This window comes from Endozoicomonas sp. ALB091, assembly GCF_049310265.1.
Classification (GTDB): Bacteria; Pseudomonadota; Gammaproteobacteria; order Pseudomonadales; family Endozoicomonadaceae; genus Endozoicomonas.
This window is the reverse complement of the sequence record NZ_JBLYNQ010000017.1, coordinates 164643-187101: the sequence shown is the minus strand read 5'-3', so window position 1 is coordinate 187101 and position 22459 is coordinate 164643. Positions and strand designations below refer to the sequence as shown.

Genomic DNA, 22459 nt, shown 5'->3' with positions numbered 1-22459 from the left:
GGTAAGATCCCTTTATGTCCGGCTGTAAACTTTACGGTGAAGGATACTGGAAAACTCATCCGCAAATATCTCGTAATTGGACACCAGGGCTTCAACCCTTGAAGCATAGCGGTTATAGGCGACAACCGCCGGAATAGCGGCAACCAGGCCAACAGCAGTGGTCAGCAAAGCCTCGGCAATGCCCGGTGCAACCGAAGCCAGGGTTGGCTGCTGAACCACCGCCAGCCCCCGGAAAGAGTTCATAATACCGACAACTGTGCCAAAAAGACCAAGATAAGGGCAGGTAGAACCAACGCTGGCAAGAAAGGGAAGGTTTCCTTCGAGGCGCTCCTGCTCCCTGGAAATGGCCACCCTCATGGCCCGCTGAGCACCTTCCATAACCGCATCAGGATCAACAGTCCCCTGGTTTCGCAGGCGGGTAAATTCGGCGAAGCCGGCTTTAAAGATGTGTTCCACCCCTGAGCCGGACTGTTCATTTTGTTGCACTTCCTTGTACAGCAGAATCAGATCCATTCCCGACCAGAAACGATCCTCAAACGCAATCATGGCCTGCTGCGCATTTCTCAGCAGGATTCCCCGCTGGAAAATTATCATCCATGAAACAACCGATGCAGCTACCAGTAACAATAACACCAGTAGCACAATCCAACTGGCGTTACCCACCAGAGCCCATAGAGACATGCTTTCTGCCACCGACAACCTCTCTACCCATCAATTATGAAGTCGAAAAAGGACTGATCATAACACCAAAAACCACAATGGGGATCAGAACCACCCGATAAAGGTCCAAGGTAATTGTATCCCGTGAATAACTGTTTGATAGCACGTCAGTGAGGGAGATCAAATCAGATTTACACACACCCTACAGTAGGACAGTCTTAAGTCAGACAGGCTCCTAGCCAGAATGCTCCACTAAAGCGTTATAGAGTGTCTCCAGCCCCATAACGTCCAGTAGCTTGCACAGCTCAATAACTTTTTCAGGGACGGTGCCATAACCCGGCTGCACTGACCACCCTTCGGCTTTTTCTTCCAGTGTTTTCAGGTCACCGATCTCAAGCAGGCGCTGCAAAACAGTGACCATTTCCTGCTGACAAACGCCGGAGAGCGGCAAATCAGGAGACAAGCCGTTATCATTTTCCAAATGGTCATAAATACAATTAAACAGTTCATCAAAGCGCACGGGTTTGGCAATAAAACCACAAAAACCGGAATCTGCAATTTGTACTCTCGCCTGTTCTGACACACTGGCAGATACGGCCATAATCTTAATGGATGGGTGTCGGCCGATACGGTGAATCGCCCTGGCAGCATCAAAGCCATCCAGGCCGGGCATTCTGAGATCCATCAAAATAAGGTCATAGCGAGTGGTTCTGCATTTTTCCACCGCTTCCAACCCTCCCTCTGCTGCCTCAACATGAAAAGATTTGGACTTAAGGGCCTTTACCAACATATCTCTATTATTAATGCTATCGTCAACCACCAGAATTTGATGTTGATTAAAGTGCTCTGGCTGTAAATCAGGTCCGCCGTTTCCCGGGGGTAATTCGGCTAACACTTTTCTGCTTTCCCCTTGGCTAATCTGATAGGGAATACTGAAATAAAAACGACTCCCTTTGCCAGGTTCACTCTCAGCCTGAAGCTCTCCCCCCATGGCTTCCACCAGACGATAACTGATAGACAGCCCCAAACCGGCACCGCCACATTCCTGCCCTTTTTTTAGCTGGGTGAATGGCTGAAACAGCTGCGCCAAATCCGATGAGACAATCCCCACGCCACTATCAAGCACTTCAAACTGAAGCTTGTCACCTTTGACAAACACCTTTAGATAGACACTGCCAGAATCAGTAAACTTGACGGCATTGCCAATCAAATTGATCAACACCTGGCGCAGTTTGACATTATCAGCAACAATCTCCAGTTCTACATTGGGCAGAATATCCAGCAGTAAGTTCAGGCCTTTGACTTTCGCAGTTTCGCGAAAATTGGCAAACACCATATCCAGCGTCACCTGGATATTAAAAGGCACCACCCGGGTTCTCACAATGCCGCTTTCAATCTTGGTGATATCGAGAATGTCATTAATCATGGTCAAAAGATGCAAACCACAGGCCTCAAGGGATGACAGACTTTCCCGGTATTTATCGGGAACATCTCTGTCAGCCAACAGCAGCTGGGCATAGCCAAGGACGCCATTAAGCGGGGTCCTCAGTTCATGGCTGATATGTGACAGGAATAAGGATTTTGCCTTGCTGGCCTTTTCGGCCGTTTCTTTCGCCTTCAGTAGCTCGCCTTCGATTCGCTTTCTCTGGGTAATGTCACGAAAGACAATGGAGATCAGCAAACCATCGGCTGTGGTCAGCACGTTGCTGGATATTTCCACTGGAAATCCATGGCCATACTTATCAACCCCACGGGAGAGCCTTGCCTCCAGGCAATGGCTATCGATGTCATCGGAGTCGAGTTCCTTCAGCAGCATCAGATCTGATCGGTACTCAGGGTCAATTAACAGCGCTAATGGCAGGCCCAGTAAATCACACTCATGATAACGAAAGAGATCTTCGACCCTGGGATTTACCAGGGTGATGACACCCGCCGTATCGGTGATAACAATGGCATCCGGCGAACCGGCTATCAATGCCTTGAATTTTTCCGTATCACGAACAAGGTGGGTAATATCATTTCCCATACACTCAATGCTATCGAGCTGTTGACCGGTGTTTTTCTGGGTGAGAGAGCTTTTATTGGCGTGCCCCGCACAACCCACTTCAATACAGCGTATGGAACCGTCTTTATGGAAAAATTCCAGTTCAAATGTTTCCTGCCAAACCCCTTTTGGCAACTGCTTCAGGACGCTTCTGAAGGTATCGTTAACCACCGAATCCGTTAAAAAACCCTGAATTTTTCCAGAAAACTCGTCTTCGTCGAAACCCAGTACTGAAGTAATTGATGGACTGACATAGGTAATATCCCCGGAAGTGGCCAGATGAAAATAGAAATAACGTCCTCTTAACTGCTGGACAAGGCTGGCCATATTTTGCGCCCGGGCTTTTTGCAAAGCCTCTTCCCGGTTTAACAGTCGTTCCTTTAACCGGATAAAGCTCCGGTTCAGGCTAACCGCTTCATCCTTTGAATCCTGGAAATTATCACTTGAATCACTGGGCAGAAAACCAAAGGTATTCATTTCACGCTTTAATTCATTCAGGGGACGCGTAATCCTGCCAGACACACCCCATAAGCATATAATGGCTAACACCATGGCCAGGCCAATCAGGCTTGCGCTTAAAAAGGCCTGTTTATACACCGGCTTCATGATGTCAGTTTCCATGATGCTATAGCTGAAAAACCAACCGGTGGATTTAACAGGCACAGCGGCAGACCACTTGTAGCTGCCCCTGGTTAGAATACGGACACTGACCAGCCTGCCCTCCTTAACAACATTGTGCAAAACATCTTTCATAAAGCCGCACGGCTCATCAGGCCTGGAAGGTTTAATCGGGCTGTACAGCAAATGCCTGAACGAACCGCCATTCTCTGAGGGAAAATAGAGTTCGCCACTGCCCTCACAAGGCCCAAGCCGTGAGAATTTTTCAATGGTTCTGTACTTCAGTAGTGATATGCCATTGGCGTACACAATGTGTCCGAAAGGGTCGGCAATAATCAGGCGAACCCGAAAATCCAGGTTTATCGGCATATTGACCAGCTTGGCGGCATCCAGATCGAGCCTTAGGAAGCGGCTCCGATGGTTATCATCCGAAACCCTGACCAGAAAGCTGGTATAAAACACCGGGCCGGTTAATTCAGTATTAACATACCAGTCATACTCTAAGTTATTGTTGATTGACAAATAGATTTGATCAGGAATGGAGTAATCTGAGTCCTGGTCTCCAGAAACAAATTTCTTCACCATCCAATCAAAATAAACAGACTCTTTACTTTTTATCAACACCCCGCCTTTCTTTTCAAAATCGACAATGGATAACGATTTCACATAGGGCATATCTCTGAATATTGAAATAACTTTTGCAGAGAGGTCATGATAAGAAATCTCACTGGCAGACAGGGATAAAGCCTTGCCAGCCAGGATCACTTTACTCATTCTTGTATCTACGGATGCTGCATATCGCAACGTCTCGTTGAGATGCCTTCTACCGATTTCTTCAGAGGCCGTCCGAAAGGTAAAGTATAGAAAAACAAACGTAATGATACTGTAGAACACTATCGCTGGTAGCAGATTAAACAGCGTAATCTTCTGACGGATAGATGTAGCCATAACACCATATTACATCCGGAAATATTTCATAGGTACTGCAGCCGTGTTTATCAGACAACCATCATCCAACATGCCCCACATTATCGATCACTAAAGAATCTCCCATGGGGTTCATTCAGGCACTCCATAGAACTCCTGCTGACGGGATCCCCGTTGATAAGAGAAGTATATGGTATACTGACAGATACTGATTTCAAGGCTAGATCTTTCACAGAACCAATGCGGTCTATTTCTTTGAAAAAGCCCTCATCATAACCGCTGCATACTCTGACGACTGGCGTATCATGCAGCAGAAAATAACCCGACCTGTACCCATACCCACCCTCGATAAACATAAAATCCGGTTTGGAGGATGACGTTTCATTAATACTTGCCTTAATCTTTTCCTGAAGCATATTCATGTTAAGCTCACTGGTAAAGTTCATGAATGATATGTCATTGCCATTTCTATCCTTCGTGAGACGAAGCATCCAACGAGCATACTCTCTGGTATCTTCTGAAGGTAGTGGCATCATCAGGTACACTCTTGGAGAGTGCTCCCGACCAAATTCATCTTGTATCATATCAACATAACCACGAAGCCATGGCTTTAATCGAGTCATGATACTGGACGACAATTTCATTTTGATAAAGACACGCTCAACATCCCGCTCTACCTTCCTGGTTTCTGCACAGCTGCCCGGGAGCCATACGACGAGCTTCTTAAGGAAATCCTCATCAGAGAGATTCTCACTATTTTCATTTCCCAGACTTCTTTCTTTTCTGATTTCGTATAATTCTTTCAAACCCCGAAGCACTTTTTCAAAAAATAACTTTTCACAACCATCCTGGCATGGCATGTAGGTAACCGGTAATGAGCAATTTAGCTTACTGGCCTGCTCTCCTTTGTCCTTGACGAAGATACTGGACCATGGGGTTTCACTGACATTGCCAATCAGATAGGAATTCTCCGGCTGACGATTAACAAGTATCATTGTGTCCATTGTCAAATTCTCCAGAGTATCATGAAATGCCTCAACCCCTGTGCATTCTTCCAGGCGAAGAGATTTATCCTGACACATAGACCGCCACTGATATAAAGCCGTTCGAAATTTCTTATCACGCCCATGAAAAGGCTCAACCAGGAGCACATCCACTTTTTTACCATAAATCCTTCTGACCAGTCGTTGAAAGCAAGGTATGGTGATCATTAGAGAATCACTGGTTTCGTCAAACTCGGCATCCAGCAATAACTGACGACTTAATCCCAAAACACTATCAACGCTATCGCCCTCTATGGGTTTATAGCTATGAATAGCTTCCCATTTTTTTAGCCAGGCAAAAGCAGATTCATTAAACATATCCTCTTTAGGGCAAGTAGTTGGAAAGAAATGAATAACATCACCCCTTATAGCCTTATTCATCATTGTTTCGTATTCAATTTTGGATAAGATATCTTCTTTATGGTCATCAACACCATTGCCATTCAACTTCTTCGATGATTTCTCCGCAAGACTCTTTTTTATTCGCTTCATGTGTCCAAAAGCCGCATCAGACAACTGTCGAAGCAACTCCATTCTTCTTGATAAGGGTAATGATTTTATCTTTTCTGATTCAGCCGGATCAGTCTTATCTACATACTGATCAAAATCAACCAGGGGGTTTTGTATATACCGTTCAAATAAACTCGATACAACTTGAGAAAACCGCCCCCCTGAAGACGCGTCTTCATTGTAACTGAGGCTTTCCATAGTCATTTCAGAGTCTGAGAAAAAATGGCAGGCACACCAGGATAAAAATCGATCATCTTCCGCCAGCAAAGAGGACACTTTGCTGACCACATCCCGCAGGGAAGAGGTTTCCTCTTTATGTGAATCATGACTGACCGACTCTCTTACCAGTCTGGATTGTATTTTTTCAAGTTGACGAAGATCATTGGTCAGCATCACCAGCACAAACAATTTTGACATCTGTGGATCTTCAGACATTTTGGAAATAAATTCATGGCGCTCCTTAATCCATTCCATCATAAATTGATTCCCCGGCAAAATCTGTCCATCGATGGTAACCGTTGCCGGGGCAACATCAAGATAAATAAGCTGATGTTTCTTCCGGTCATAGGCAAAATTTGCAAAATTACCATCAATAACACATTTGATTACCCAGCCATTACCTTTCTCCTCGATCATCTTGTTAAAACGGTCACACCGGTCTATCAAATCCAGAATGCCTTTAATGATTTCAAATTTAACCTCAGGTTTCTCATTAGGATCTTTCAATATACACTCAACCATCTCTTCCTGATCGTATTTCCTCTGTAATCCTAACACTGTCACCTGGTCCTGTTCATAAAACTCCGGTTTCATTGAATCGCCATTAACATCCATTGCTTCCATCCTGTAATGGTAATCGGACAAGACCGGTTCATCGCAATCTTCTCTGGGCAGGACGGGCAGGTAATCAAGATTATTGAAAGCATCGGACTCTGATGCACTGTTTCTTATCCTCCTGACCCTCACTGGATAATTAGAAGCAGCGACACCATAGGAAACATTCTTTTCTGGTAAATCAAATTCATAAACCTGATCAGCACCAATCGCACCATCCCGATACGGCACCGCTATGTATTCTATAGGACTCAGTGCAAACTTGATTTCTCCATTTTTTCCCAGCAGGGGGTCTGTCATCACACAGGAACACATTCTCTGTGTACTACACAGTGTCCTGATGGTTGCTCCAGAAGCAGCGTGATTCATGCTGTGCATGATTTTCTTTGCTGCCAATTTGTTAAACTCTGCATGGGTAAAGACACATTGCGCAATTCCTGAACCAAGATATTCACCGACAAAGCCATTTTTCTCAGGCGTAGTCTTCCTGGTATTTCTGACAATGGGTATCGACTTCTGGCGTAGAAGATCCCTGTTGGTTTTATTGTTTATACTGCCATCCGTATTTCTTTTCAGCTTATCCCTGGTTGATTTGCACTCCTTTTCGACATCAAATATTTCATCAAGATCGGGTTCAGGACAGTTAATAAACGGAGCTTGCAACTCAATAAATAATTCTCCTTTTTTCAGAGTTGTTACAGGGACACTGCAGGAGAAATACAGTTGATTCCTGTCCTCACTTCCTGTGACCAGCCGATAGTTGGCAATATCAGAAATATTCTGATCCTCAGGAATATTTTTCCGAAAGCGAATCAGGAAATTCATGCTGGATTTTTCCTCAAATGGATCCAGCAGTCTTACTCGATTAATCAATCCTGCAAACGCCCTGTCATCCTCAGCACCATCCAGTTCAATGTAGATACCATCAGGACTATACATTGGGTCAGTAACACGATCAAAGTTATGGCGACCAAAGGGATCTTCTTGATCGGGAATAATATCAGGGGTTAACAGCGTCACCGCATGTGAATGTTTCAGGTGTAAATACAGTTTATCTACATCATCCCTTGCATAAAAGCTCACCTCGTAATAAGAATTCAACGCGAGATTGTTGCTGTCGAACAACGCAACAAATTTCTCCATGACCGGATGAAGATCACTGCATAAAGATGTGCTGCCATCCTGAACTGAATGACGGGTGAACCCTAAACTTTTCGCAAACCCCATCAACACGGCCAGGTCTTCAAGTTGACTGAGAGTACTGTAATCTGATTTCGGTCTCTTGATCCCCCTGTGAGGCCAAATGACATCAGATGACGATAAACGACTTTGCGTAGCTTCAGACGTTAACCACTGAATTAACTCAGGACGCTCAACCAGACGACATCCCCTGTCTTTTACCCCTGCCAGTCTCCCCATTCCATTGTGATTAATCAATCCTTCTATCAGGTTCTCATTGAAGACATGTTCGCCTACTGTAAAAGGGATAACACGTCTTTTGATGCCGGCAGCAGTTTGTACCTCTCCTGTTGGATACTCTGACTCTGGTCTATCAATTTTCGAGCGTACCTGCATCCCGTAGGAAGTTTCAGGCGTTCCAGCTGGGAGCATATTATACATCCTGTCTGTTTAGATAGGGCCGGACTGTGGCCTGTTGAAGTTGAGTTGCATACTGAGGGTATCAGGTACTCCTGTTACGATATTTCCAAATGCCGTAAGGATAAAAAAAGAGGACTGACAGGTCCTCCGAGCATGAACTGAAGTCTAGTTCATAATACAACCTGAACAGCCCCTAGGGGTAATCATAGCCAAAATGTAGATAAGCGCTCTTAGTTAATACCCTGCCTCTGGGTGTTCTCATTATATAACCCTGTTGAATCAGGTAGGGCTCAAGCACATCTTCAATGGTGTCCCGCTCTTCACTGATGGCTGCGGCAAGGTTGTCCACGCCCACTGGACCTCCATCAAACTTTTCAATCATGGCCAGTAACAGTCGACGGTCCATATGATCAAAACCGCTGGCGTCCACATCCAGCATATTCAGGGCAGCGTCTGCCAGTTCACGGGTTACCGAACCATCGCCTTTTACTTCCGCGTAATCCCTGACTCTTCGCAGCAGCCGGTTGGCGATACGGGGTGTGCCTCTTGAACGGCGGGCAACTTCATTGGCCGCCTCGCTATTCATCGGCACTCCGAGAATACCAGCAGAACGGAGCACAATGGCACTGAGATCCGCCACATTGTAGAACTCAAGCCGCTGAACAATGCCAAACCGATCCCTTAAAGGTGAAGTCAGCAGCCCTGCTCGGGTGGTCGCGCCGACCAGGGTAAAGGGTGGCAGATCCAGTTTGATCGAACGTGCCGCTGGGCCTTCACCAATCATAATATCCAATTGATAATCTTCCATGGCCGGATAGAGCACTTCTTCAACGGCCGGGCTGAGACGATGGATCTCATCAATAAACAGGATGTCATTAGGCTCAAGGTTCGTGAGCAGGGCGGCAAGGTCTCCGGCTTTTTCAATCACTGGCCCGGAAGTCGAACGGATATTACTGCCCATTTCATTGGCAACAATATGGGAAAGCGTTGTCTTGCCCAGCCCGGGCGGACCAAATATCAACGTATGATCCAAAGCATCACCACGCTTTCGGGCCGCCTGGATAAATATCTCCATCTGCTCCCTGACTTTTGGCTGCCCGGTGTACTCACGCAACCGGACAGGTCGAATGGCCCGATCCTGGGCCTCTTCACTCGGGCGCTCACTGGCTGATATTAAGCGATCCGCTTCAATCATAATTTTTTCCGGGAATGATGTTAAATCATACTTCTTAATGCCTGCCTGATCAGTTCTTCACTGGACAGACCTTCTACTTTAATCCGCCCAATCACCTTGCTGGCTTCCTGAGGCTTATAGCCCAGGGCAACCAGGGCACTGACGGCTTCCTGTTCAGTATCCGCGGCCTGTTTTTCCAGGGCCTGCCCCAGGGGCGTTCCAGTCAAACCATCAAATTGCGCAGCAGAGCTATCCCATGTTGACAGTTTGTCTTTTAACTCCACGATCAGGCGTTCCGCGGTTTTCTTGCCAACCCCGGGTAATTTCACCAGGGTAGAACTGTCGCCATCATGGATACAACGTACAAATACAGACGCTTCTATTCCGGAGAGCAGTGTCAGGCCCAGTTTCGGACCCACTCCATTCACTTTAATCAGAGTACGGAAAAGCTCTCTCTCCCGGGCGTCGCTAAAGCCATAGAGCAGCTGTGCATCTTCTCTAACGACAAAGTGCGTATAAAGCGTTGTCTCAACACCAACCTCTGGCAGACGGTAAAACACCGACATCGGCGCTTCAACTTCATAGCCCACCCCACCAGCCTCAATCAGCAGGTATGGGGCTTTTTTTTCCAGCAAAATACCGCGAAGTCTGCCTATCATATTCAGTATCTCTTCTAACGACTTAACTACTTAATAACCGACGATTTCTTCTGCCCGTTGCTCCGGCCATTCGCACCAGGCTTGCCCGTGTGTGGGAGTGGCACAATGCCACTGCTAACGCATCAGCGGCATCGGCCTGAGGGGTTTTATCCAGCTTCAGAATTGAAGTAATCATGTGCTGTACCTGGGACTTTTCCGCAGAGCCCTTACCCACCACCGCCTGTTTCACCTGTCGTGCCGAGTACTCTGCAACTTCAAGCCCATGATTTACCGCGGCAACAATCGCCGCACCACGGGCCTGCCCAAGCTTCAGGGCAGAGTCGGCATTGCGTGCCATAAACACCTGCTCAATACCGACAGATTGCGGACTGTACATTTCAATCACCGTATTGATACCCTGAAAAATTTGGGCAAGTCTTTCTGGCAGTGGCCCATCCTGAATTCGGATACAGCCGGATGCTACGTATTTACATTGGGAGCCAATTTCCTCAATGATTCCATACCCGGTAATCCTGGACCCGGGATCAATCCCCAACAATATGGCCATTCCATTTCTGTTCCAAACCTGTCGTTAAAAAGAATACTGTATATACATACACGTTTCCAGCATTACAATTTTGAAACACGGCATTACCAAAACAGGCTACGAAACTCAGCAGTTGCGACTTACCCTTGAACATGAGTTTTGGGGAGCCAGCCTGCCAGATGAACCATCAAATGAAAACATTACTGATCATTGCCAGTGTCACTCTGGTGCTGTTTCTAATCACACTGGCCTTTAATCTTTAATGGAAGCCTAAGGCTCCCTGATAATTGTTTTGTCTGTGCTGGCCGAGTTATAAATAAAATCGGCTTTGACAAACTTCCTGTCTGAGTTTTCCAGCAGTTCTTTCGATGGTTTTCCTTACTATCAGTCGCCACACAGGCGTCAATACCTGCCTCATCCGGGCATGGGGGTCGGCAAAACTGAGTTATTTTTTTGTCGTCTATTGGCTTGTCCGGATTCAGTGCCAGCTCTCGTTCTTCAAGGTTTTTTTTGGCCTTCTGGATTTTTTCCAACCGCTGCTGTTTGAACTTCAGATCTCCCGGGATACCGTATCCGGTCTCCTGTCGGTATGCCTCATCTTCCTCTTTGTCATTGGTTTCAGCCTTTTTTATCAGGGCTCCCGGGGGGCTGTCCGAGAATAAACTGCCCTACTGCGGCGGCAGCAAATTGGTCTAAAAAACCCATTGTTGATCAAATAAAGACAAGTTTCGAATTTAATCTATAAAATTCGTCGCAAGCACCAATTAAACCAGAGTTTATAGACATTTCAGCAAGATGAACTATAAACAGAACAGTGTACACTTTTCATATTTTTTATGAATTAATGAAATATAATTATGGATAGAGGCACTGCTGGTATAAGTTGGAAATACACGACATCAGGTAATGATTATAAACCACCGGATGGTCATACCAATGCTTCAAGGAGTGGGCGATATCGGCATGACACAGTCAGACAGGTGAATACTCCACCCCCCTATATCTCAAGGTGTAATGAATTTTATCATACTTCTGACGCATGCTCTTCTCACTATCCACCAAGACATTCAGTAAAACCTGTTTATGATTTTAATGCTCTCATTACACACGAAAAAATGAGTTGCCTGGTGAGGATATCTGCTCGTTATGGTGATCGCTATGATGGTAGAAAACACAGTCAATTTGCCAGTTCAATTAAACAATACACATTAGGGTCAAAACGACCTTTAAATCATAGTGAACAAAGCCAACTGATACCATTGTTGCACGATTTTAAAGCGACACCCGGGTGGACCTGGCGAAGCCTGACGACAACGCTTCATTCCTTTACTTCAGCGGGTGTTTTGACCCCTCATAAATACATGGATGAGTTGGGAAAGGAAACTCAAGCTGCTTTACTGTCAACTTTACTTGATGCAGTAATAATACAGTGCAACCAAAAACCTGAAGTCAGAACTATTGATACACAAGGTATCGCCAACCTACTGTGGTCTGTGGCGAAACTGGTGGACAACGGGCTGGAGAAGACAGCGAAGCTCAAAGAGGCCGTAGCCGCGCTGTTGCCCCATGTGAAAACCAAAGCCGAATCAAAAGACGAGAAAGACCACTTCAACACTCAAGGTATCGCCAACCTGCTGTGGTCTGTGGCGAAACTGGTGGACAACGGGCTGGAGCTGGAGAAAACACCGAAGCTCAAAGAGGCCGTGGCCGCTCTGTTGCCCCATGTGAAAACCAAAGCCGAATCAAAAGACGAGAAAGACCACTTCATCGCTCAAGGTATCACCAACCTGCTGTGGTCCGTGGCGAAACTGGTAGACAACGGGCTGGAGATGGAGAAAACACCAAAGCTCAAAGAGGCCGTGGCCGCGCTGTTGCCCCATGTGAAAACCAAAAAAGCCGAAGCAAAAGACGAGAAAGACCACTTTATTCCTCAGCATATCGCCAACCTGCTGTGGGCCGTGGCGAAACTGGTGGAAAACGGGCTCAAGCTGGAGAAAACACCGAAGCTCAAAGAGGCCGTAGCCGCGTTGTTGCCCCATGTGAAAACCAAAGCCGAATCAAAAAAAGAGAAAGACCGCTTCACTCCTCAGCATATCGCAAACCTGCTGTGGTCTTTGGCGAAACTGGTGGACAACGGGCTGGAGCTGGAGAAGACACCGAAGCTCAAAGAGGCCGTGGCCGCGCTGTTGCCCCATGTGAAAACCAAAGCCGAATCAAAAGAAAAGAAAGAACACTTCAAGCCACAGGAGGTCGCCAACCTGTTGTGGGCGGTGACGAAACTGGTGGACAACGGGCTGGAGCTGGAGAAGGTACCGAAGCTCATAGAGGCCGTGGCTGCACTTTTGCGCCACGTGAAAACCAAAGCCGAAACAAAAGAAGATAAAGACCTCTTCAAGCCACAGGATGTCGCCAACCTGCTATGGGCCGTGGCGAAACTGGTGGACAACGGGCTGGAGCTGGAGAAGGTACCGAAGCTCATAGAGGCCGTGGCCGCACTTTTGCGCCACGTGAAAACCAAAGCCGAAACAAAAGAAGGTAAAGACCTCTTCAAGCCACAGGATGTCGCCAACCTGCTATGGGCCGTGGCGAAACTGGTGGACAATGGCCTGGAGCTGGAGAAGACACCGAAGCTGAAAGGGGCCGTGGCCGCGCTGTTGCCCCATGTGGAAACCAAGGCCGAATCAAAAGAAGAGAAAGACCAATTCAAGCCACAGGCTGTCGCCAACTTGCTGTGGGCCTTGGCGAAACTGGCGGACAATGGGCTGGTGCTGGAGCTGGAGCAAACACCGAAACTCAAAGAGGCCGTGGTCGCACTATTGCCACATGTGAAAATCAAAGCCGAATCAAAGGAAGAGAAAGACCATTTCAAGCCACAGGAAGTCGCCAACCTGCTGTGGTCCCTGGCAAAACTGGGTGAGGCTATTGAGCTGAACGCGGTTAAATCAACGTTCGATTCTCTTGTCGAGAGAATCAGTGAAAACCCTCAGCTCTCTGAGCAGGGTATATTGATGTCTCTCTGGGGAGTAATGGCATTCTGTGCCAGATTTTATCTGGACAGAGGTTGCAGTGATAAAAACTCGCTTGAAAAGCACATAGGTGAACTATTTTCTCGCCTGGAAAATACATCATCAGGCAATACAGATGATCAATACATCATTGCCATGGCTGCAAGTTGGCTAGGGAGAACGTGTCCGGTGGTCCCCCATTACCGAACAATCATTTCACAATCTCAATCCACCTTCCGCGATCACCTCCAATCAAGCTTTCCGTCGTTGAAGATTGAAGAAGAAAAGAGTCTGAACTCATTACCTCCGGTTGACCTGCGACTGCCAGATTACAACATGGTTATCGATGTTCAGGGACCTTCTCATTACGTGAGTGGTGATTTCAAAACCAGGAATGGTTCGACTTTGCTTAAAATCGCCCTGCTGCAAAAACTGGGATTTGATGTCATTGAAATCCCGGTGAACAAGCTTGATAACCAGAATTCAATGAAAATCGTTATTGATCAAATAAAGACAAAGTTAGCAGTCCTGCCAGAGCCCCATGGCTCTGTGTCACTTAATAGCGGCGGGGGGGCAAACGATGAGGCATACGTTACTGCCGATGAAGGAGAGCAATTCTCAGATGACTGTTACTTTACTGCGGAAGAATATTTAGAAGAACAGACAGGTAATCCAAAAAAGAGAAAAAGGAAGAGAAAAAAAGCCAGTAAAAACTCATTATGGGGATAATGACCGGAGTTTGATGTAAAACAAAACCCAACAGATGAACACACCCCTCGTTTTTGATGCCATCGGACCACGTTGCGAGGCGTCATCAGTGGTTTACTTGCGTTCATCTCCTGATCTCACACCTGACGCAGTCAAGCTGCGCCTTTTCCGTAGTGCTCACCTCCATCTCAGTTGCAGTTATGAGCAGAGCGACTCTGCCCCCGTGTCACACTGTGTCCTTTGTGGTTCCAGTGCTTGTAAGGCTTTCGCGACAGCCACGGACCGTGGAAACGAGTCTGTAAAACCCGGAGCAATCCGGGCTTTCACTTAACTCAATCCAGACCAGAACTCAGCCCAGTTGCTCCATGATTTCTGCAGAAATGTCCGCATTGGTATAGACATTCTGAACATCATCCAGATCTTCCAGACGATCAATCAGTTTCATGACTTTCTCGGCACCTGCCAGATCAAGCTCTGTCTGGGTAGAAGCGATCATGGCGACTTCACCACCGGCAGGAGTGAGCCCGGCCGCTTCCAGAGCATCCTTGACGGCCATAAACTCAGTCCACTCGGTCAGCACTTCTACTGAGCCATCATCATTAGTGACGACATCTTCAGCACCGGCTTCCAGGGCTGCGTCCATCAGCTGCTCTTCATCAACACCTTCTTCAAAGAAAATCTGACCTTTACGCTCGAACAGATAAGCAACGGAACCATCGGTACCGAGGTTACCACCATGCTTGGAAAAAGCATGACGAACTTCAGCCACCGTCCGGTTGCGGTTATCCGTCAGACACTCAACCAGCACCGCGATGCCACCAGCCCCGTACCCTTCATAGGTGACTTCTTCCATATTGGAATCATCTTCACCACCGGCACCACGGGCAATTGCGCGGTTAATGGTATCCCGGGTCATATTGGCAGCCAGGGCTTTATCAACGATCGCTCGCAGCTTCGGGTTATCCTCAACATTACCACCGCCCTGCTTGGCGGCAACGGTCAGTTCCCGGATGATTTTGGTAAAGACTTTGCCCCGCTTGGCGTCCTGCGCAGCCTTACGGTGTTTGATGTTGGCCCATTTACTATGACCTGCCATAAAAACCTCTATTTAAACGCTTGGCTGGCAGCCGCTCCACTGAGAGGCTGCCAGGATGAATCAGTGACTGGTTGCAGATGCCGGATCGCGACGAATGCGCAGATTCAGATCGCGCAGCTGCTGACTTTCCACTTCACCCGGAGCCTGGGTCAGCAAACAGGAAGCTGACTGGGTTTTCGGGAAGGCAATCACTTCACGAATGTTAGTGGTACCACACAGCAGCATCACCAGACGGTCCAGGCCGAACGCCAGGCCACCGTGAGGAGGCGCACCGTACTTCAGGGCATCCAGCAGGAAGCCAAACTTCTCACGCTGCTCTTCTTCCTGGATGTCCAGCACACGGAATACCGCCTGCTGCATGTCCTGACGATGAATACGGACAGAACCACCACCCACTTCATATCCATTCAGAACCATATCATAAGCACGGGACAGTGCCTGAGACGGATTAGCTTCCAGCTCTTGGGGAGAACAGGTTGGTGCTGTGAATGGATGGTGCAGCGCAGTCAGGGAGCCATTATCGGTCTCTTCAAACATCGGGAAGTCAATAACCCACAACGGTGCCCAGTCACAGGTATAAAGATTCAGATCTTCACCCACCTTGCAACGCAGAGCACCCAGCGCCTCATTCACAATTGTTTCTTTATCCGCACCAAAGAAGACAATATCGCCATTGGCAGCGCCAATACGGGACATGATGTTCATGGTGACATCATCTCCCAGGAACTTGATGATTGGCGACTGAAGGCCTTCAACCCCTTTCTCCAGCTCATTCACCTTGATCCAGGCCAGACCTTTGGCGCCGTAGATGCTGACAAACTTCGTGTAGTCGTCAATCTGCTTACGGCTCAGCTCGGCACCGCCGGTCACTTTCAGTGCGGCAACCCGGCCTTTAGGATCTTCTGCCGGGCCTTTAAATACCTTGAAGTCAACGCCGGCCATCAGGTCTGCCACATCCACCAGCTCCAGGGGAATACGCAGGTCTGGCTTGTCAGAACCATAACGGCTCATGGCTTCGGCATAGGTCATGCGTGGGAATTCGGTACCGAGATCCACGCTCTTCACTTCCATAAACAGTTTTTTGATCAGGGACTCGGTAATGCCCATGATCTGAGCTTCATCCAGGAAGGATGTCTCAATATCGATCTGGGTAAATTCCGGCTGACGGTCAGCACGCAGATCTTCATCACGGAAACACTTGACGATCTGGTAGTAGCGATCAAAGCCAGACACCATCAGCATCTGCTTGAACAACTGAGGAGACTGGGGAAGTGCGTAGAAGTGCCCCGGATGCACACGGCTGGGCACCAGGTAGTCCCGGGCACCCTCCGGAGTTGCACGGGTCAGCATCGGTGTTTCGATATCCAGAAAGCCGTGCTCTTCCATAAAGCGACGGACTACAGCGGTGGCTTTGCTGCGAATAATCAGCTTTTCCTGCATTTCAGGACGACGCAGATCAATGACCCGGTTACGCAGGCGCACATCTTCACCCACGTCGGTATAACCTTCGATCTGGAAAGGCGGAGTCTGGGCCTGGTTAAGGATTTCCACCTGCTTACCCAGCACCTCAATCTCACCGGTAGACATATTGCTGTTCACAGTGCCTTCCGGACGGGGACGCACAATACCGGTAATTTTCAGGACATATTCGCTACGCACCTTGTCAGCCAGTGCAAACGCTTCTTCAGTATCAGGGTCGACCACCACCTGAGCCAGGCCTTCACGGTCACGCAGGTCCAGGAAAATCACGCCACCGTGATCACGACGGCGATGTACCCAACCGCAGAGGGTGACTTCCTGCCCATCATGGGAAAGATTCAGTTCGCCGCAATAATGGCTGCGCATAATATACCTCAAATCAGGAATTCAACTGGATTTCATCCTAACAGCCGCCGGGCTGAAAGGAAGTGGATCAATTACTGGTTGCCGAGCAACGCTATTATTCACTGGTTGCAGGGCAACCGGCACAACTGCTCTTGCTGTCTTTGCCAGGACAGTGGTTATCACTGGAAGACAGGTTTTTCTTACTGCCTCCTTTGAAGTCGGTTTCATACCAACCACCACCTTTCAGCCTGAAGGCCGGCGCGCTTAACAGCTTCTTCAGTGCGGCCTGACCACAGACCGGGCAATCACGCAACGGTGCATCACCGAATTTTTGAATCGCTTCCGTCACTTCGGAGCATTGCTCACACTGATACTCATAGATCGGCATTGACGCTGGCCTACCCTTTCACTTACAACAGTAAGCACCATTGATATCGTATTGAATTGGGCGCTTACGTATACTGATTCGCAGAAAAACGGCCATTATACCCCAAAGACCGGCAGAGTCAGCCGTTGCCAGACAAAAAAAGCCGCACTGGTCACCAGTACGGCTTATCAAATAGAACGAACAACACTGAATCCCTATCGTAGATATTGCCTCTTAAACCGGATGAGATTTAAGCATATCCGCCTCATAGCGCTCCTGATCCCTGATCGCCTCGACAACCATGGCCTCGACCTCTCGCTCTGCTTCAAGAAGCTGGGCAAGTTGATTGGTCCCAACAGAATCAACCATGTCCCCATCCGATCTCTTTTCCAGCGCCTCTTGCATATCAGCCATTCGCTCTTTTAACAGGAGCATTGTAAATGCCTGTGGATTATTAGCCCCTTCAAGACTGAGACTGTCGCCAAGATAGGGCTGATCGACGGGATTTTCTTCACTGGCTGTCACTGGTGGCTCTGCCGGGGGTATCGGAGACTGTGCATGTTTGGTGCCTTCAAGACTATCGCCAGGATTTGGCTGATCAGTTGCATTTTTATCATTGGCCGTTACTGGTAGCTCTGCGCGCAGCATTGGAGCCTGTGAATTATCGGCATCCTCAATACTGGTACTATCATCAGGATATGACCGATTGACGGTATTTTTTTCACGGGCTGTCACGGGAGGCTCTGCAAGCAGCACCAGAGCCAGACCTTCAGCAGCATCAGTTAACTGTTGTTCAGATGGAGCGGCCTGATTGCGCACAGAGTCCAGCGCAGAGGTGTCACGGGCCGAAAAGAAACTGAACAGGTTATCAACGACCTCCGGGCTTACCAGCGATTTCAAGGCCTCAGGAGAGCCTTTACCTCCCCGGGGCTGACGACTTTCAATGTCACGATCCGATACCCGAAGAATCTCCCTGTCATAGTCAGCAGCAATAAGACTGGTCAGCCTGGAGCGAACCTCGTCACTGTCAAAACGCTTTTCTAATACTTTTAATTCATGTTTAAGTTCATCCAGCTGCTCTTCACCGGATTCCAGAGATTCCGGACTGATAGCCTTCACCAGGGGAACCGACAGGTCCCTGACCGCATTATCATCAGAACTCGAAAGCAGCGCCTCTTTTGCAGTCAGTCGCACCTCCGCGGCCATTTTCCTCCCTTTTAATGATTCTATTTCAGCATCCAGTGCTGGCTTCTGATGGTCAGGAGCCCTGTCCCGTTCTGACTGCTTGCTGTTGATCGAATGCTGCGTAGACTCAATCGTTTTTCTCATTGCACTAATGTCTGATGAAAGAGAGACTTGTGCCTGTCGATCCGCAGCCCGTATTTCAATGGTTGTCACACTGTTGAGTACCTTAAGGTCATTAATCGCACCTCTTAAGGACAACAGCAGGTTCTGGGTATCAGAAAGATCAAGCTCCCCCGGGGTCATGGCATTATTCTGGGCAATCGTGGCACGAAACGAATCCAGCCTTGACTGCAAGGTTCTTGCCAGATAGTCAACACCGTTGTTGCCACTATTTGCCGGTGCATTCAGCTGGACACCCGTCTGACTTCCGTCCGGACCTAGCCCCCCAGATTGTGAGACAGAATTTGCTGGACTGTAGCCACTGCTTACCCCATTCCCGGGATTTGCCGAAACATTGCCCGGTGTGCCCGGAGCAGGCGTTATTCCTGTTTGTACACCACCCGGTTCTCCAACTGTGTTCGACATAATAACGCCCTCCCTGACTCTGACGCCTGAAAATCACCCTGCCCGGTATTCCTTACCGGGCAACAAACAACCCCTGAAACATCTTCACTGCAATTTGCCACGAACAAAACTGGTCAATTTTTTCGCCTGCTGAAGCTCATCTTTCCAACGGACAGACTGGCTCGCTCTGGTCACCGCCTCAGATAAGGCTTTTTGAGCCAGAGACCAGCGTTTGATCTCAATAAAGCATTTAGCCATCATCAGTGAAGCCCTTGGGTCCTTCTGATCAAGCTTTTCCCCATGAGCCAGCGTTGCCGCAGCCTGGGCAAACAGGGAAAGCTCATACTGAGACAAGCCCAGGCCAAGAAAATAGGAATAGCTGGTATGATCAAGCAGACAAAGATGTCGAAAGACCTTTAAAGCATCGGTAAAATGGCCGGAATTAAATTGGGCAAAAGCCAACCTGTACATAGCATCAAGCTGACATTGATCCAAATTACGAAGTTCTTTCATGGAGCCACCTTTAGCCAGATAAGCGAGCCAAAGTGACGCTGAGGACGGCTGATCAGCCTTATTATCCATAACCCTCAAAAGCCTCATCCCTGATAAAATTGTGTAAGGTATTATTCCATTATAACCAGTTTATATTTATACCTATTTATCATTAATAGCAGCAAGGCTGAAAACCGACCTAATCGCTTTAAAAATCAGATGTTTATATAAAGTTCTGTGCTATCTTTCTTTCACTCAGAACCTGAATTAAAAATCAGTCGTATGGAATTTGCGGATACTTACAGATGGACTGAGGGCTCAGAACATACAATAACTCATTGATAAAGCCATCACCTGGATAAGCCATTCAGATAATGAAAGACTTGTATGCACTGACATACTCTGATTACAAGGCATCTGGAATATTGATTCACTAATTTTTAAGCAAAAAAAGAGGGCATCCGCCCTCTTTTTTTTAACTTAAGCAGTTAACTGCTTAGAATGCAGCTACAGAGTAAGTCAGGTACAGACGGTTAACGTCTTCATCGTACAAATCGCCCGGAACATTTCCACCTGCATCAGTACCATTTGCTCTGTAATTTACGTACAGCCAAGCAAGAGACAAACCTTCCAAGGATCCATCAAATGCGTAAGAAGCGAAGCTACCATATTCCCGACGCTTAAAGTTGGCGATGTTATCAGCATCGTCCCCCTTGGCATACCATAAATCCCAACTCAGACCTTCCAATCCTTGATCTGCAAAGTTAAAACCACCAGATACAACGTAAGCCTTTTCCCCTTCCTTAGCATACTTCTCCCACTGGTCAAGACTAGAGTTGAAGGTATCATTGTTACCAGCTACATAATTAGGATTAAAGTTACCATCTTTGGTTTTGTTGTAGCCTAAACCAACATACGCATTGCCATAATTGTAAGTTGCATTAAGGTTATAGTACTTCGATTGGTAGTCATCACCAGACACATCACTTTTCACTTTACCGTAGCGTGCATCAAGATCAACAGAGCTCATCTCATCTAACTCAAAGCTATACTCCGCTTTCAGAAAGCTCTGCTTAATTAAATCTTTCGACTTGCCATACTCCGCAGTCAACCCTAAACCTTCGTACGAATAATTAGCCCCAAAAATACGGATGTTTTTGACAGGGACCTTGACGTCATCGGACTCACCATCTGTGCCTTTATCATCTACTACGTAAAGATCATTACTGAAGGATGAGTCATTACGATCACTGAAACCTGTAATTTCAGTAAAGTAAACATTTGCACCTTCAAAACCCACGGAAAGATCGTAACCAGTAGAACTAGCTGCAAGGATTCGAGAACCAGAATCTGAGTATGTTTCAGTACTACGCTTCTTGACACCTACAGTGCCGACCAATTCTACTCCACTAAAAGTATGCATTGCTTTCAAATAAGCCTGTTGAAAGCCAGAGATAGAATGGGAATCAGTTAAGGTATCAGCAATATCATCACCATTAGCATCAATGTATGAACCAGATACATTCGACGCAGAGTAATTCAGACCTTCTTTCACTTTCAAAGGCCCTGCATAACCAGCAGTAACAACCGCACCGACAAGATCATTAACATAACCACTGTCAAAGTCAGCTACCAAACCATGCGCCCATTCATTACGCTCATAGCCATTGTTATCTTTGGCTTTTTCTTTCCAGTAATAATTCTTATAGGTAAACGTCAGACTCGGATCCATAGTCACTGCTTCAGAAGCCTGAACAGAGGTAGCGGCGACAGCTGTAGCAACGGCTACACCCAGTGCGCTTTTAGCGAGGGTTTTCATAATCAGAATTGCTCCCTGAGTACTTTGTGTTGTGTTTATTATTGCGACTACCACCAACTGACATAAGCAGTTCCCCTTGGCGATATACATCCTGTTCGCAACGAGAAATTATTTTTCTACAACCCTGAACAAATTGCAACCATAAAAAAAGGAGCCGGTAAGCTCCTTTGGTTTTGCAGCTCTTATAAGCAGCCTGGTAAATGGTTTCAATGCAATTGATGGGTTCCTTCACTGACCTCCATACTTCGTTCGTCCTGAGCGGAGTCGAAGGGCGTAAGCTCCATGCCCTGAATAAAGACTGTGCCAACCACCCTTCGTCCGTTCACCCTGAGCCGAGCCGAAGGGCGCTCAGGGTGAACGGAGATTGTACACATCAAACTCATTGAAATGATGCACTACGATGCTGCAAACTCCTTCAGCTTCTTCAACGGCCTTACCTTCACCTGAATAGAAGCAGGCTTGGCTGGCACATCCATTAATTCGCCGGGTTTGAAAGGGTTTGGCACACCTTTTTTGGCTTTTTGCGCCGGTTTTTTCTTGGTCACGATTTTTAACAGACCGGGCAAGGTAAACTCACCACACCCCCGTTTTTTAATATGGCGCTCAACCAGTTCGCTCAATTCATCCATTACCGCACTGACCTGCTTTCTGCTAAGCCCGGTATTCTCGGCAATTTCTGCCAGCATCTGGGTTTTGCTGTATTTTTCCTTGATTGCGGGTGCTTTTTTCCCAGCCATAGTCGTACTCTCCTGATGAAAATTCCTTTTAAGCCTTCCCTTTAGGCTTTCCCTTCTAAAGAGGGCAT

The 22459-nt window shown here is 47.4% G+C and carries 15 protein-coding genes; 2 read left to right on the top strand and 13 right to left on the bottom strand.

The genetic code is table 11. The features are described from left to right. Nucleotides 1-12: 12 nt before the first annotated feature. The 6 genes from tolQ to ruvC form a co-directional block, all read right to left on the bottom strand. On the bottom strand, nt 13-681 hold the full coding sequence (tolQ, locus tag ACO6UX_RS24755; protein ID WP_422451051.1) for a protein TolQ: 669 nt from the start codon (nt 679-681) through the stop codon (nt 13-15). A gap of 214 nt (nt 682-895) precedes the next feature. Beyond that, nucleotides 896-4096, bottom strand: a complete 3201-nt coding sequence (locus ACO6UX_RS24750; RefSeq protein WP_422451049.1) for an ATP-binding protein — start codon at nt 4094-4096, stop codon at nt 896-898. Nucleotides 4097-4350: 254 nt separating this feature from the next. Next, a complete protein-coding gene (locus tag ACO6UX_RS24745; RefSeq protein WP_422451047.1) occupies nt 4351-8247 on the bottom strand; it encodes a hypothetical protein in 3897 nt (1298 codons plus the stop codon). Between the two features lie 181 nt (nt 8248-8428). After that, the gene (ruvB, locus tag ACO6UX_RS24740; protein WP_422451046.1) at nt 8429-9430 is read right to left on the bottom strand and encodes a Holliday junction branch migration DNA helicase RuvB; all 1002 of its coding nucleotides are present in this window, start codon (nt 9428-9430) and stop codon (nt 8429-8431) included. A 20-nt stretch (nt 9431-9450) separates the two neighbouring features. Continuing rightward, nucleotides 9451-10068 (bottom strand): Holliday junction branch migration protein RuvA, encoded by a 618-nt coding sequence (ruvA, locus tag ACO6UX_RS24735; RefSeq protein ID WP_422451044.1) that lies wholly within the window; start codon nt 10066-10068, stop codon nt 9451-9453. Nucleotides 10069-10090: 22 nt separating this feature from the next. Further along, entirely contained in the window at nt 10091-10615 is a 525-nt protein-coding gene (gene ruvC, locus ACO6UX_RS24730) for a crossover junction endodeoxyribonuclease RuvC (RefSeq protein ID WP_101746360.1), read from the bottom strand. Nucleotides 10616-10962: 347 nt separating this feature from the next. Here ruvC and ACO6UX_RS24725 point away from each other — a divergent pair, with 347 nt between their 5' ends. Together ACO6UX_RS24725 and ACO6UX_RS24720 are read left to right on the top strand one after the other, a co-directional pair. Next, nucleotides 10963-11256: a hypothetical protein gene (locus tag ACO6UX_RS24725; protein ID WP_422451042.1), complete on the top strand. Its 294-nt coding sequence runs from the start codon at nt 10963-10965 to the stop codon at nt 11254-11256. A 195-nt stretch (nt 11257-11451) separates the two neighbouring features. Continuing rightward, nucleotides 11452-14328, top strand: coding sequence for a DUF1601 domain-containing protein (locus tag ACO6UX_RS24720; protein WP_422451040.1), 2877 nt, complete (start codon nt 11452-11454; stop codon nt 14326-14328). Between the two features lie 328 nt (nt 14329-14656). Here the strand turns inward: ACO6UX_RS24720 and ACO6UX_RS24715 are convergent, their stop codons facing one another. The 7 genes from ACO6UX_RS24715 to ACO6UX_RS24685 all read right to left on the bottom strand — a co-directional run bounded on the left by ACO6UX_RS24715 (nt 14657) and on the right by ACO6UX_RS24685 (nt 22391). Next, a complete protein-coding gene (locus tag ACO6UX_RS24715) occupies nt 14657-15403 on the bottom strand; it encodes a YebC/PmpR family DNA-binding transcriptional regulator (protein ID WP_422451039.1) in 747 nt (248 codons plus the stop codon). A 60-nt stretch (nt 15404-15463) separates the two neighbouring features. Beyond that, nucleotides 15464-17248 carry an aspartate--tRNA ligase gene (gene aspS / locus ACO6UX_RS24710; RefSeq protein WP_422451037.1) on the bottom strand — a complete coding sequence of 595 codons (1785 nt, stop codon included), beginning with the start codon at nt 17246-17248 and terminating at the stop codon, nt 15464-15466. Between the two features lie 94 nt (nt 17249-17342). Next, nucleotides 17343-17615, bottom strand: a complete 273-nt coding sequence (locus tag ACO6UX_RS24705; RefSeq protein ID WP_422451036.1) for an FmdB family zinc ribbon protein — start codon at nt 17613-17615, stop codon at nt 17343-17345. 213 nt (nt 17616-17828) lie between these two features. Next, nucleotides 17829-19364 carry a hypothetical protein gene (locus ACO6UX_RS24700; protein ID WP_422451034.1) on the bottom strand — a complete coding sequence of 512 codons (1536 nt, stop codon included), beginning with the start codon at nt 19362-19364 and terminating at the stop codon, nt 17829-17831. 84 nt (nt 19365-19448) lie between these two features. Beyond that, nucleotides 19449-19925, bottom strand: a complete 477-nt coding sequence (locus ACO6UX_RS24695) for a tetratricopeptide repeat protein (RefSeq protein ID WP_422451032.1) — start codon at nt 19923-19925, stop codon at nt 19449-19451. 406 nt (nt 19926-20331) lie between these two features. Then, entirely contained in the window at nt 20332-21654 is a 1323-nt protein-coding gene (locus ACO6UX_RS24690; protein WP_422451031.1) for an OprD family outer membrane porin, read from the bottom strand. Between the two features lie 395 nt (nt 21655-22049). Beyond that, nucleotides 22050-22391, bottom strand: coding sequence for an HU family DNA-binding protein (locus tag ACO6UX_RS24685; RefSeq protein WP_101746367.1), 342 nt, complete (start codon nt 22389-22391; stop codon nt 22050-22052). Nucleotides 22392-22459 lie beyond the last annotated feature (68 nt).